This is a genomic window from Bacillus sp. RIT 809 (genome assembly GCF_016892495.1).
Classification (GTDB): Bacteria; Bacillota; Bacilli; order Bacillales; family Bacillaceae_G; genus Bacillus_A; species Bacillus_A cereus_U.
In genome coordinates, this window is the sequence record NZ_JAFEMR010000002.1 from 48,371 (window position 1) to 61,584 (window position 13,214).

Genomic DNA, 13,214 nt, shown 5'->3' on the forward strand with positions numbered 1-13,214 from the left:
TTATTGACGGTATCAGCCGTTATCTGAACTTGAGCAATCTAGAAGAAAGTAAGTCTAGGTTGGAACAAGGGTGGAACCACGAAAACACATTCGTCCCTTTCCTAGGGATGAGTGTGTTTTTTTATTACTTTGAAAGGAGGTGCGGTAACATGAAACGATTAGTACGTACGGAAATAACCACCACCTGCATGATTAAAAAGCAGAGTAAGGTGATTCACAGGTGTAACAATTAAACTATTTAGGAGGAGATTAGAAGATGAATAACGTTATTAATGTTGGGGTATTAGGATTAGGTACTGTCGGAAGTGGTGTTGTCCATATTTTGAAAGAACATTATAAAAAAATCACTCTTGATACAGGATATGAAGTAAAGGTAAAGACAGTCGTTGTACGTGATTTGGAAAAGGAACGTGATGTTTGCATTGATGGAATCGTAGTAACAAGTAATGTCGATGAAGTTCTAAATGATTCAAATATTGATATTGTAGTAGAGGTAATGGGCGGAATTGAAGAAGCGAAAGAGCATATTGTGAAGGCTTTGCAAAGTAAGAAACATGTCGTAACAGCAAATAAAGATTTAATGGCTGTATATGGTGCGGAGCTTCTGCAACTGGCAAATAAAAATGAATGTGACCTATGTTACGAAGCGAGTGTAGCCGGTGGGATTCCAATATTAAGAGGATTATCAGACGGGCTAGCTTCAGATCAAATTGAAAAAATAATGGGAATCGTAAATGGAACAACAAATTATATGTTAACAAAGATGAGTCAAAATGGATGGTCGTATGAAGAGGCTTTACAGGAAGCGCAAAAATTAGGGTTTGCAGAATCAGATCCGACAGCGGATGTAGATGGACTAGACGCTGCGAGAAAGGTAGCAATTCTTGCAAACTTAGGTTTTTCGATGAATGTTTCTTTAGATGATGTTCAAGTTAGAGGTATTCGAAAGGTTGAAAAAGAAGATTTAGAGATGGCCGAAAAATTAGGATTTACAATGAAATTAATTGGTAAAGCTGAAAAACAAGGATCATCCATTCACTTAAGTGTAGAACCGACTTTATTACCACGTCATCATCCGCTATCGAATGTGAATAATGAATTTAATGCGGTGTATGTTCACGGTCAAGCAGTAGGAGAAGTGATGTTTTACGGACCTGGAGCTGGGAAGTTACCAACTGGTTCTGCTGTAGTAAGTGACATTATTTCAATCGTTAAAAATATGAATCAAGTTCCGAAAAATAAAAGTGTATTAAAAGAACCGGAGCCGTATGAATTACAAGGAGATGAAGAAGTAGTTTCAAAATACTTTTTGCGCATTTCATTACGAGATGAGCCTGGAATGTTTAAAAAAATAACAGAATGTTTCGTCGATTATTCTGTGAGTTTAAAAGAGGTAATTCAATTACCTTTGAATCGTGAGCTTGCAGAAGTCGTTGTTGTGACGCATCAAACTTCAAAATATCAATTCGAGCAAGTTTTAGGAGCGATAGAAGATGTCGCAAGTGAAATAAACAGTTACTACATTATTGAGGAGGAAAAACAATATGTATAAAGGACTATTAAAACAGTACGCTTCTTATTTACCGGTGAATGAAAACACACCTGATGTCAGCTTAATGGAAGGGAATACACCCCTGATTCCATTATTAAATATATCAAAACAATTAGGGATTCAGTTATACGGAAAATATGAAGGAGCGAATCCAACGGGTTCTTTTAAAGACCGTGGTATGGTAATGGCAGTTGCAAAGGCGAAAGAAGAAGGTTCAGAGGCTATCATTTGTGCATCTACAGGTAATACATCAGCATCAGCTGCCGCATACGCGGCACGCCTCGGAATGAAATGTATTATCGTAATACCAGAAGGAAAGATTGCGCATGGGAAATTAGCGCAAGCAGTTGCTTATGGAGCGGAGATCATTTCAATAGAAGGGAATTTCGATGATGCACTTAGAGCTGTAAGAAATATTGCTGCAGAAGAGCCGATTACATTAGTAAACTCAGTGAATCCTTATCGAATTGAAGGGCAAAAAACAGCGGCATTTGAAATTTGTGACCAGTTGCAAAACACACCAGATGTTCTAGCTATCCCTGTTGGAAATGCTGGGAATATTACAGCGTATTGGAAAGGGTTCTGTGAATACGAGAAAGAAAAAGGCTATAAGAAGCCAAGAATTCACGGTTTTGAAGCGGAAGGGGCGGCGGCAATTGTAAAAGGACATGTCATTGAGGCACCTGAAACGATTGCAACAGCGATTCGCATCGGTAATCCAGCAAGTTGGTCGTATGCAGTAGAGGCAGCCGAGCAGTCTAATGGTGAAATAGATATGGTGTCAGATGAAGAAATATTACATGCGTATAGATTGTTAGCAAAAACTGAAGGAGTTTTCGCAGAGCCAGGATCGAATGCTTCATTAGCGGGCGTAATTAAACATGTTCAATCTGGAAAAATCAAAAAAGGCGAAACAGTTGTTGCAGTTTTAACTGGAAATGGTTTAAAAGATCCTGATATCGCAATTTCTTCTAATAAATTTGATATTGCAAGTGTGTCAAATGATATAGAACAAATTAAAGAGCATATTAAAGGGGTGATTATGTCGTGATACCATTAAGAGTTCGTGTTCCTGCTAGTACAGCGAATGTTGGACCTGGATTTGATTCTGTTGGGATAGCTTTGTCATTATATTTAGAAGTGAGTGTAAAGGGAGAAGCTGATAAGTGGCAAGTGATACATTCTTTTGACGATTCAATTCCAACAGACGATAAAAATTTAATTGTTAGCACGGCATGTAAAGTATGTCCTTCTTTATCATCCCATATAATAGAAGTTACTAGTAATATTCCGCTGACAAGAGGGCTAGGAAGTAGTGCATCAGCGATTGTAGCAGGAATAGAGCTTGCGAATCAACTTGGAGATTTACATTTAACAACTGATCAAAAGGTCCAAATTGCTACAAATTTTGAAGGACATCCAGATAATGTTGCTGCTTCTATTTTAGGTGGAACTGTAATCGGAGCACTGGATGGAAAGAATGTTTCGGTTGTAAGGATTGAAAGTAAGGAATTAGGCGTAATTTCTCTTATTCCGAATGAAGAGCTAAATACGGATGAAAGTCGATCTGTATTACCAGAGATGTTTCCGTTTCATGAAGCGGTTAAGGCTAGTGCGATAAGTAACGTATTAGTAGCTGCGTTATGTCAAAAGAAGTGGGAAGTTGTAGGTGAAATGATGGAAAGAGATCATTTCCACGAGCCATATCGTTTAGAACTTGTACCGTTATTACCATCAATTCGTAAATGTGCAAAAGAATTCGGAGCATATGGCACAGCGCTTAGTGGCGCGGGACCATCCATTTTTATTTTAACTCCGTATGAGAAGCGTCAAGAAATTGCTGACCAATTAGCAAGAGTATTTGCAGCTATGAAAGTATGTGAGCTTGAAATCGATCATAAAGGGATTACTGTAAATAAGGAAGAACATATTGGATTATAAAGAAAGCTAGCATCGCTAGCTTTCTTTAAGTTATGGGGAATTTATTTTAACTAGGATTTTTTGGGAGTAATAATATTTTAGAAAGAGAATATAAAATGAATATTAATTTTAGAGGTGATTATATGAGTTCAAAAGAGTCACCAGAAGAAAAAAGAGAGCGTATGAGACAAAGTGAATTGAAAAATAATCCTACCGGTTCTTTGAATGATGGACTCAACAGGGCGGAATCAGGTAGCCCTGTTGATAGGACAGGTGGTATGAATTGGAAAGGTACAGGTATATTAATTTTAGTGCTAGTTTTAGGATATATTATATACAGTTACTTTTTCAGTTAAGGAACCTTGTTAAAATTTTGATTTGTTTGAACTCATAATTAGTAAAAATGAACTTATTTTTACACTTTGAAGAGGGTCGTCCAAAAAAAATTGGACGGCCCTCTCTTATTATTTGTGTTCGATATAATTTCATGTACTGTTGCAAATTTACCCAATAAGAACATGACTCCATTTCAAAGTTCGGCTTTTGGGGCAGGCCCTATTATTTTTTGCCACATTCCTGTAACAAAGCTCCTGTATATTCAGTGGTGGAGGTGCAGAAGATGAAAAAAATGATAGCAATATGTCTTCTTACTACTATGTCATTTTCGACTTTAGTCGGGTGTGATGTAAAAGGTAATAATGCTTTACAAGAGTCTAAAATAAAGAAAGCGACGTATAAAGATTTTACTTACGATGTAAATCCAGAGACTTTCACGTTAACTGTAGAACATGGTGGTGTAAAGGAACAGGCATCGCAACCGTTACCGAAAATGAAGGTGTCGAATTTTAAAAAAGACAAGGATCGCACATCGTGGGAATATCCAGATCAAAAAGTAAAAGTAAACTTAGAAAAGAAAAAAGAGCACTTAAATATTGAAGTGGAATCGACTGGTGCAGAAAGTTTTACATGGCCGAAAGTACAAGCTGAAAATTATACACTTCCGTTATGGGAAGGTAAGCAAATTCCAAGTAATGATGAGAATTGGAAGAAGTTTTTAAAGGATGATGCATATTCATTTGCTGAATCATTTTCTATGAAGTTTTTTGCATTAAATGGTTCTAAATATTCGATCGTATATATTGCGAATAATATGTTTAATAATGAATTGAAATTTCATTCAGATCCGAAAATAGGGTTTGATTTTACACATGAATTCCCGAGTATAAATAAAAATAAAACATATGGCTTTCAATTATATGTGACAAATAATGATGCAGTAAGTATCGCAAAACTATACAAGGACAATATTATTGAAAAAGGTGAATTTAAAACATTACAAGAAAAGGCAAGAAAAAATAAAGAAATTGAAAAACTTTACGGTGCAGGTCATTTTTATTTTTGGAATCAAAATGGTTTATCAGAAAGTAATGTAAATTGGCCAAAGCTAAGGGAGCAAATAAATAGTCCGCTGTTTAGCCATATAAAAGAGCTTATTCAAAAGAATAGTTCAGAGCCTGGGGAACTGAATGTATTTGAACAAGTAAGTAAACAAGATTTCATTGATAAGTATCAAAAAAATGTTATTTTACGTTATGTAAACGAAGCATTATCAATGAAGGAATTGTATAAAGAGGATATTTTCCCGAAAGTTGATCAGGAAGCGAGTGTGTTATTAAAGAAAGGTGTAGATCACTTATCGAAGACAGAGCTGTATAGCTTAAATAAACATTTACTAAAGTCAGTACTCGGTGATGCGGTTGAAGAAGTAAGTAAATGGGGTAATGCAGATGGAACGGATATACTAAAGGAAATGAAAGAGGCCGGGATAGAAAAGGCGTGGATTGGTCTACCGAACTGGGAACAAGGATATATGCAACCTAATTTTGTTACAGAAGCTAAGAAAATGGGATATTTAGTTGGTCCGTATGATTCTTATCATTCCATTCATGAAAAAGGTGATAAAAATTGGAACACAGCGTCCTTTAATGATCCATCGTTATATGAAGAGGGTACTGTAACGAAGAAAAATGGAGAGAAAGTGCAAGGGTTTTTAGGGAGAGGCCGAAAATTAAATCCGACATTATCACTTCCTAGTGTAAAAGAACGAATGAACGATATATTACAAAATGGCCCTAAATATAATTCATGGTTTATTGATTGTGACGCGACGGGCGAAATTTATGATGATTATTCAACAAAACATGTAACGACACAAGAACAAGATTTAAAAGCACGATTAAAACGAATGGATTATATTGCACAAGAAAAAGGTATGGTAGTTGGCTCAGAGGGCGGAAATGATTTTGCGAGTAGTACGATTGCATTTGCTCATGGCATTGAAACACCAGTTATTAAGTGGGACGATGAAGATATGAGGAAAAATAAAACAAGCCCGTATTATGTCGGTGGGTATTGGTCACCAAATCAAAATGTTCCTGAAAAATATGCAAAACAAGTACCGTTGAAAGAAGAATATAAACAAGTATATTTAAATCCGGTATATTCGGTACCGTTATATAAATTAGTATACAATGATTCCGTTATTACAACGCATCACTGGGAATGGGGAAGTTTGAAAGTAAAAGATGAGGTAGGAAATCGTATGTTGTATGAGTTATTGTATAATGTTCCTCCTTTGTACCATTTAGATGAAGTAGAGTGGAATAAGCATAAAAAAGAAATTACAGAGCATCTGAAAGTTTGGAATGAAGTTCATGAAAAGGCAGTAAAAGAAGAAATGACGAACTTTGCATATTTGTCAGAAGATAAGTTAGTACAATCTGCTTCATATGGAAAAAACATTAAAATCATTGTGAATTTCTCTAATGATGATGTGGAAATAGAACAAACGAAAATAAAAGCAAAGTCAGCTTTAATTAATAATAATGGGAAGCAAATAATATACACACCAAATGAGAAATAATAAAGTGAAACTTTAATCAGTGGGGGATTTATCTCTCACTGATTATTAGTCATCACCAATCAAAATTTTACGGCACAAACTTGACTCTTTATTCCTACTAAATTGTGAGATGAAAATCTTACTACCTCAAATAACAGAATGATAATTCTGTAAATCTGAATGTTCCGAAGTGTTGGGTTTTTTAAGTTGATAAATAGTGACTTGCCAAAAATAAGCACAAGAGTATAATGTGAAATGGAATACATGTTGGATTCATGAAGTAACCTTACAAAATTGTAAGGTAATTGAAAGGAAATTCAATATGAAGATTAATAGACTTACATTATACTAGGGAAAGAGAAAGAGAGGCGAATGGGTATGAGCTCTGAATTAGAACAAAACACGAGAAGTAATAAAAAACGTTCTAAAAGAAAGTCATTAAAATGGTTCATTTTAATTCCATTTTTCCTACTTATTTTTGGAGGAGTAGGATATGGATCGTTTATATATAACAAAGCAAAAGCTGTTGTAAGTGATGCGTATGCAAAAATTGATAAGTCATCAAAGCGTGATAAAGAAGTTGAACCTTTAAAGGATAACATTTCAATATTAATTATGGGTGTAGATGGAAGTGAAATGAGAAAAAGCCAATACGGCGAAGCAGTTCGGACAGATGCACTTTTATTAGCGACAATTAATAAAGATGATAAGTCAGTTAAATTAGTAAGTATTCCACGTGATTCACGTGTTTATATTCCATCTAGAAAAAAATTAGATAAAATTACACACGCACACGTATTTGGTGGTGTTGAAAGTACACGAGATACAGTGGAACGATTTTTAAATGTTCCAGTTGATTATTATGTGAAGTTTAACTTCGAGTCATTTGTACAAATTGTAGATTCAATTGGTGGTATTGATATTGATGTACCGGTTACTTTCACAGAACAAGATAGTAAAGATCAAGCAGGTATGATTCATTTAGAAAAAGGTTTCCAACATTTAAATGGAGAACAAGCACTTGCACTTGCGAGAACGCGTAAAATTGACAGTGATGCAATGCGTGGTCAAAGACAACAACTTGTAATTGAAGCAATTGCGAAAAAAGCAATGTCTGTTCAATCTATTAGTAAAATGGGCTCTCTACTTGATGCAGTTGATAAAAATATGAAAACAAACTTAACGTTTGATGATATGCTTGCTATTACGAAAAATATGGCAGGATCAGATTTGCAAATGGAAAAGATGCAAATAGAAGGAACGGATAAACGTATTGGTGGTATTTATTATTACATTCCAAACGAAAAAAATGTGAAAGATATTTCGAATAAGTTAAATGAGCATTTAGGTGTTACACCAAAACCAACTCGAAATGAATAAGTATAAAAAAAGGTTGGCCTCAGCCAATCTTTTTTTATGGAAATGGATTGCTTTATTTGTTTTTTTAGTAGAAAAGCTACTAGGTTTTTCAAGTCTACATTCAAATCATTTAAATTTATATAAACAAAAGGTGTAATTGTACGATATACTAGAGGAGAATAATTGGTAATTAACTCCTAAAGTAGAGAAAATAGATTCATCTCATTACAAATTGAAAGCGAATTGAATTGATGGAAGATCAAACAGGTTAAAACAAATCTTCTTGAAAGTTGTACATAGTGCAATCAAGAATTGGTATGAAAAGAATAAAGAGTTTGTTGAGGCAGGAACAACAATTTTGATAAAACTCCCACTATAATTTATATAAAGTTTATATAGTGTAATAAGAATAAATAGATGTATAATTATATTGGGTGATTTATATATAAGATTAATAGGGAGAGGGAATCGATAGAATGGAAAAAGCTTTTAATATTAAACGAGTAGTAGTCGTTTTAATAGCGATTGCAGCAGTAGCTATTGGGTATTTCATGTTTCAATCTATTACTTCACCAGCAAAAGCTGTTGCGAAACAAGAAAATGTAATACAGCTTGCAAGTGAACAACCGAAAGTTGAAATGAATAAAACGGCACCAAGTCGTTTTAATGGACAGGAAAGAAAAGTTGCTTACCTTACATTTGATGATGGGCCAGGAAAATATACGGCTGAATTATTGAATATGTTAAAACAGCATGATGCGAAGGCGACATTCTTTTTAATTGGTGCGAATGTGAAACAGTTTCCTGATTTAGTAAAACGTGAAAATGCAGAAGGACATTATGTTGGAATGCATAGTATGACACACAATTTTGCGAAGTTATATAAAAATGGCGAGTATGTTAATGAAATGAAAGAAGATCAAGGCTTAATCGCAAATATTATTGGGAAAGCCCCTAAATTAACACGTCCTCCATACGGATCGATGCCTGGTTTAAATGAAGGTCTCCGAAATAAAGTAGTTGAGGATGGTTTAAAAGTGTGGGACTGGACAATTGACTCTTTAGACTGGAAATACAATAAAGTGCCAGTTGATGCAGCGGCAGCGCAAATCGCTCAAAATGTATTAGCTGGTGCAACAAAACCGCAAGAAGTCATTTTAATGCATGACATTCACCCGCAATCAGTTGCTGCTGTGCCAGCAATTTTAAAGGGTCTAAAAGAAAAAGGTTATGAATTTGAGGCATACCATGAAGAGAATCACTTCCCAGTGAATTTCTGGCACGATAACCGTATGTAATTGGAGGAATTGAAGTTGAAGTATGGAAAAGTAGCAGTAGTTGGAGCATTATCAGTAGGATTATTATCAGGTTGTTTCGGTGAAAAACCAGAAGAAAATTTATATACGGCTTTTGAAACAGCAGCGACACAAGAAAAATCGTTAGCTGATGATACGAAAAAGTTAGAGCAATTAGAAAAGCAAGGGCAAGAACTATATTCTCAAATTTTACAAGAAGGTAAAGAACATAATGAAGCAGTCACGAAGAAGATAGAGGAAGCTACTGCAAATGTAAATGAGCGTGAGAAAGTATTGAAAAACGAGAAAGAACTGTTAGAGAAAGCTCAGAAGGAGACGAAATCAGTTCAAAGCAATATAGAGAAGCTTGAAGATAAGAAATTACAAAAACAAGCTAAAGCAGTAGAAGAGTCGTATAAAAACCGTTATGCTGCATTCCAAAAAATGAATGAGGATTACACGAAGGCGTTAGCGAATGAAAAAGAGCTGTATGAAAAATTAAAAGTAAAAGAAACGAAGTTAAAAGAAATTGGTGAAAAAGTTAAAACTGTTAATGAGTTAAATGTGGAAGCGCAAAAGGCGAAAGAACAATTTAACAATTATACAAAAGAGTATAATGATAATAAATTAGCATTTTATAAAGATGCACAAATTAAAATTAAAGAACAAAAATAAAGAAAGATCTGAATTATAATAAAAAGCCGGGGAAACATTGTCAAAAATGTTTTTTCGGTTTTTTACTTTAAATGAATAGAAAAGACTGGAATTGATATCATAAAAGAGTTATAGTGAAATATTCGAAGGGAAACATTGTAAAGTAAGGAGAATGAATTATGTCATATGAATTTTTATTCAAATTAGGTTTAGCACTCTTTTTAGGATTATTCATCGGAATAGATAGGCAGCTAAAGAATAAACCGCTTGGTGTGAAAACAAGTATGGTTATTTCCGTAGCGAGTTGTTTAATTACAATGGTTTCAATTGAATCAGTGAATGTTTATTCTGTACCGGGTCATACAAACATGGATCCAATGCGTCTCGCTGCTCAAATTGTAAGTGGTATCGGTTTTCTTGGAGCAGGGGTAATTTTACGAAGAAATAATGACGTTATTTCAGGATTAACGACAGCTTCTATGGTATGGGCCGCTTCAGCACTAGGTATTGCGATTGGCGCAGGGTTTTATATACAAGCGACGGTTGCCATGATTTTAATTATATTAGCGATTAATGTACTTCCTCAACTTGTGAAAATCGCAGGACCGTATTCATTGAGACAAAAGGACTTGTCGATAAAAATTACCGTAAACAAACATCGAGAGTTAGACGGGATTTTTAAGCAAATTAAAAATTTAAATATGCAAGTGAAACGAGTGAAAATTAAAGATATTGATAATGGGGCATCTCAGCAATTGGAAATGGTCATTTTAGCTCCAGAAGATTTATATACAACTGAATTATATAGTTCTTTAAAAGAAATCGATCATGTTGTTTCAGTAGAAGTTGAAAGTAGATAAAAAGAGTGATGAAAATTCACTCTTTTTTTAATGCATACAAAACATTTTGCTATAATTATTTTCTAAGGGGGATGAATATGGTGGAGATACATATTAGAAAGGCAATGAAAGCTGATATTGCGGCAATAGCGAAAGTGCATGTGGAAAGCTGGAAAACGACGTATACTGGGATATTCGCTAACGAAATTTTAGAAAATTCAACATTTGAACAAAGAAAAAAGCAATGGGAAAACATTTTTCAAAAAGAAGATAATCTGCAATATAGATTTGTAGCAGAGATGTTAACTGGAGAAATTATTGGATTTATCGATGGTGGAACTGAAAGAATGGGTACATATAATTGTGATATGGAATTATATGCGATTTACATTTTACAAGATTATCAAGGTTTGAAAGTAGGGAAAAGATTATTTCAAGCTTTACTGTCAGAATGTATAAATAATAATATGGAATCTCTTTTAGTTTGGGTAGTTTCTAATAATCCTTCTAAAAAGTTTTATGAAAAATATAATCCGGAAAAAATTGACACGAAACTTTTAGAAAGACTAAATGTAGAAGAAATAGCATATGCTTGGCGAGATATGGATTGTTTATACAAATCACTATCAATTTAGAAGAAGATAATATTATTATGTAAACTTAATTTACAAGAATGAAAAAATACATCAATTATTATATTGGTGTATTTTTTGTTGATGGATTAAACGTTTTGAAAAGATGAAAAGTTTAGTTAGATAAAAAATTCTGAAATATATCTTGAAATGATTATCATTATCAATTAGAATCATAGTTGATAATAAAATTCAACTGTCAGAAGTTTTATAAAAAAATGATAGTGTTCGTCTAAAAGAGGAGGAGCAGTATGCAGCATGCGAAACAAATCGCGGAACATGCAACAATACAAAGCTTTTTAAATTGTTATTTAAGAGAAACAGGAAGTGGAGAATGGATTACGGAGGATAAAAGGATAGAGGATATTTTCTGCCATTCATTTCAAAGAGATACTATCCCCACTTATTTATGCTGCCCTTTATCGGCACAAAACGTTACTTTGTATGGGGAAGTTATATATAAATCATCAACGGACCGTCATCTATTTGGAGAACAATTTTATTACCAAATTGGCGAAAATAAAAATGTTATTAAAGCAGATTATATTACGGTTATTATGTTTTTAATAAAGGAAATGTCTATTAACTATGGAGAAGGTACGAATCCTGATGAACTTATGCTTCGAGTTATTCGTAGTTGTCAAAATATTGAGAAGTTTATACAAGGAAGGGAGCAGGATATAGCTGAATTATATGGTTTCCATACGACTTTTATAGAGGCGGAGCAATCTTTATTATTTGGACATTTAACTCATCCTACACCAAAGAGTAGACAAGGTATATTGGATTGGAAAAGTTCAATGTATTCTCCTGAATTAAAAGGGGAGTGCCAACTTCACTATTTTCGGGCACATAAAAGTATAGTAAGTGAAAAATCATTGTTACAAGATTCCACAACGGCGATGATAAAAAAGGAATTAAAGAACGATGAAAAGGTAGGTCAAGAATTTATTGAAAAGTACTGTCAAGAAGATGAATATTCATTAATTCCAATCCATCCACTACAAGCAGAATGGCTATTACATCAATCTTATGTGCAAAATTGGATGAATCAAGGCGATCTTGAATATATCGGTCCAGTAGGTAAGTGTTATATGGCGACATCATCACTTAGGACGTTATATCATCCTCATTCCAAGTACATGCTTAAATTTTCATTCCCTGTAAAGGTGACGAATTCAATGCGTATTAATAAATTGAAGGAACTTGAGAGTGGTCCTGAAGGGAAGGAAATGTTAAATACTAAAATTGGTGAAGTGTTAGAAAAGTTTCCGGGGTTTGATTTTATATGTGATCCCGCCTTCATTACAATAAATTATGGTATGCAAGAGTCCGGATTTGAAGTAATTATTCGGGAGAATCCTTTTTATAGTGAAAATGAAAATGATGCAACGCTTATCGCTGGATTAGTACAAGATGCAATTCCAGGTGAAAGAACTCGTTTAGCGAATATTATCCACCGCTTAGCAGATTTAGAAGGTAGAAGCTGTGAAGAAGTAAGTTTAGATTGGTTTAGACGATATATGAATATCTCTTTAAAGCCGATGGTATGGATGTATTTACGTTATGGCGTTGCATTAGAAGCGCATCAACAAAATAGTGTTGTTCAATTGAAAGATGGGTATCCAGTTAAGTTTTACTTCCGTGATAATCAAGGTTTTTATTTCTGCAATTCAATGAAGTCAGTGCTAGATAATGAACTAGCCGGTATTGGCGAACGTACTGGAAATTTATATGACGATTATATTGTAGATGAAAGGTTTCGTTACTATTTAATTTTTAATCATATGTTTGGACTTATTAACGGTTTTGGTACAGCAGGATTAATTAAGGAGGAAATTCTTCTCTCTGAATTAAGGTCTGTACTTGAATCATTCCTTCCATATAACCGTGAACCTTCTACATTTTTAAGAGAATTGTTGGAAGAGGATAAGTTGGCATGCAAAGCAAACTTGCTAACGAGATTTTTCGATGTTGATGAACTGACAAATCCTTTAGAGCAAGCAATTTATGTACAAGTAGATAATCCACTCGTTAGAGAAGTGGCTGTTCGTTCATAAG

Annotated in this window: 11 protein-coding genes and 1 other annotated feature (1 of these 12 cut by a window edge); all 11 genes read left to right on the forward strand. The window is 34.2% G+C overall.

What is annotated here, in order from left to right:
• Nucleotides 1-101 (forward strand) — a binding site (T-box leader); it begins 131 nt to the left of the window's first position.
• 155 nt (nucleotides 102-256) lie between these two features.
• The 11 genes from JTF23_RS02545 (at nucleotide 257) to JTF23_RS02595 (ending at nucleotide 13,213) form a co-directional block, all read left to right on the forward strand.
• Nucleotides 257-1,552 carry a homoserine dehydrogenase gene (locus tag JTF23_RS02545; RefSeq protein ID WP_002126929.1) on the forward strand — a complete coding sequence of 432 codons (1,296 nt, stop codon included), beginning with the start codon at nucleotides 257-259 and terminating at the stop codon, nucleotides 1,550-1,552.
• Nucleotides 1,545-2,603 (forward strand): threonine synthase, encoded by a 1,059-nt coding sequence (thrC, locus tag JTF23_RS02550; RefSeq protein WP_204208019.1) that lies wholly within the window; start codon nucleotides 1,545-1,547, stop codon nucleotides 2,601-2,603. Before JTF23_RS02545 ends, thrC begins: the two co-directional genes overlap by 8 nt.
• Nucleotides 2,600-3,493 carry a homoserine kinase gene (gene thrB / locus JTF23_RS02555; protein WP_204208020.1) on the forward strand — a complete coding sequence of 298 codons (894 nt, stop codon included), beginning with the start codon at nucleotides 2,600-2,602 and terminating at the stop codon, nucleotides 3,491-3,493. The genes thrC and thrB overlap by 4 nt, the downstream gene beginning before the upstream one ends.
• Before the next feature lie 122 nt (nucleotides 3,494-3,615).
• The gene (locus tag JTF23_RS02560) at nucleotides 3,616-3,828 is read left to right on the forward strand and encodes a DUF6366 family protein (protein WP_131231300.1); all 213 of its coding nucleotides are present in this window, start codon (nucleotides 3,616-3,618) and stop codon (nucleotides 3,826-3,828) included.
• Nucleotides 3,829-4,091: 263 nt separating this feature from the next.
• Nucleotides 4,092-6,395 (forward strand): glycoside hydrolase, encoded by a 2,304-nt coding sequence (locus tag JTF23_RS02565; RefSeq protein ID WP_204208021.1) that lies wholly within the window; start codon nucleotides 4,092-4,094, stop codon nucleotides 6,393-6,395.
• 357 nt (nucleotides 6,396-6,752) lie between these two features.
• A complete protein-coding gene (locus JTF23_RS02570; protein WP_078173228.1) occupies nucleotides 6,753-7,754 on the forward strand; it encodes an LCP family protein in 1,002 nt (333 codons plus the stop codon).
• A gap of 455 nt (nucleotides 7,755-8,209) precedes the next feature.
• Nucleotides 8,210-9,031 carry a peptidoglycan-N-acetylglucosamine deacetylase gene (locus JTF23_RS02575; protein WP_002158249.1) on the forward strand — a complete coding sequence of 274 codons (822 nt, stop codon included), beginning with the start codon at nucleotides 8,210-8,212 and terminating at the stop codon, nucleotides 9,029-9,031.
• Nucleotides 9,032-9,046: 15 nt separating this feature from the next.
• The gene (locus tag JTF23_RS02580) at nucleotides 9,047-9,703 is read left to right on the forward strand and encodes a YkyA family protein (protein ID WP_088078367.1); all 657 of its coding nucleotides are present in this window, start codon (nucleotides 9,047-9,049) and stop codon (nucleotides 9,701-9,703) included.
• A gap of 158 nt (nucleotides 9,704-9,861) precedes the next feature.
• Nucleotides 9,862-10,542: an MgtC/SapB family protein gene (locus tag JTF23_RS02585; protein ID WP_002158246.1), complete on the forward strand. Its 681-nt coding sequence runs from the start codon at nucleotides 9,862-9,864 to the stop codon at nucleotides 10,540-10,542.
• A gap of 77 nt (nucleotides 10,543-10,619) precedes the next feature.
• On the forward strand, nucleotides 10,620-11,156 hold the full coding sequence (locus tag JTF23_RS02590) for a GNAT family N-acetyltransferase (protein ID WP_204208022.1): 537 nt from the start codon (nucleotides 10,620-10,622) through the stop codon (nucleotides 11,154-11,156).
• Nucleotides 11,157-11,404: 248 nt separating this feature from the next.
• Nucleotides 11,405-13,213 (forward strand): IucA/IucC family protein, encoded by a 1,809-nt coding sequence (locus tag JTF23_RS02595; RefSeq protein ID WP_002158244.1) that lies wholly within the window; start codon nucleotides 11,405-11,407, stop codon nucleotides 13,211-13,213.
• The last annotated feature ends 1 nt before the right edge of the window (nucleotide 13,214 follow it).

What these genes read in the sequence shown, in the direction of transcription:
- JTF23_RS02545 (WP_002126929.1), top strand. Translation starts at nt 257, where the DNA reads ATGAATAACGTTATTAATGTTGGGGTATTAGGATTAGGTACTGTCGGA.
- thrC (WP_204208019.1), top strand. Translation starts at nt 1,545, where the DNA reads ATGTATAAAGGACTATTAAAACAGTACGCTTCTTATTTACCGGTGAAT.
- JTF23_RS02560 (WP_131231300.1), top strand. Translation starts at nt 3,616, where the DNA reads ATGAGTTCAAAAGAGTCACCAGAAGAAAAAAGAGAGCGTATGAGACAA.
- JTF23_RS02565 (WP_204208021.1), top strand. Translation starts at nt 4,092, where the DNA reads ATGAAAAAAATGATAGCAATATGTCTTCTTACTACTATGTCATTTTCG.
- JTF23_RS02570 (WP_078173228.1), top strand. Translation starts at nt 6,753, where the DNA reads ATGAGCTCTGAATTAGAACAAAACACGAGAAGTAATAAAAAACGTTCT.
- JTF23_RS02575 (WP_002158249.1), top strand. Translation starts at nt 8,210, where the DNA reads ATGGAAAAAGCTTTTAATATTAAACGAGTAGTAGTCGTTTTAATAGCG.
- JTF23_RS02585 (WP_002158246.1), top strand. Translation starts at nt 9,862, where the DNA reads ATGTCATATGAATTTTTATTCAAATTAGGTTTAGCACTCTTTTTAGGA.
- JTF23_RS02590 (WP_204208022.1), top strand. Translation starts at nt 10,620, where the DNA reads ATGGTGGAGATACATATTAGAAAGGCAATGAAAGCTGATATTGCGGCA.
- JTF23_RS02595 (WP_002158244.1), top strand. Translation starts at nt 11,405, where the DNA reads ATGCAGCATGCGAAACAAATCGCGGAACATGCAACAATACAAAGCTTT.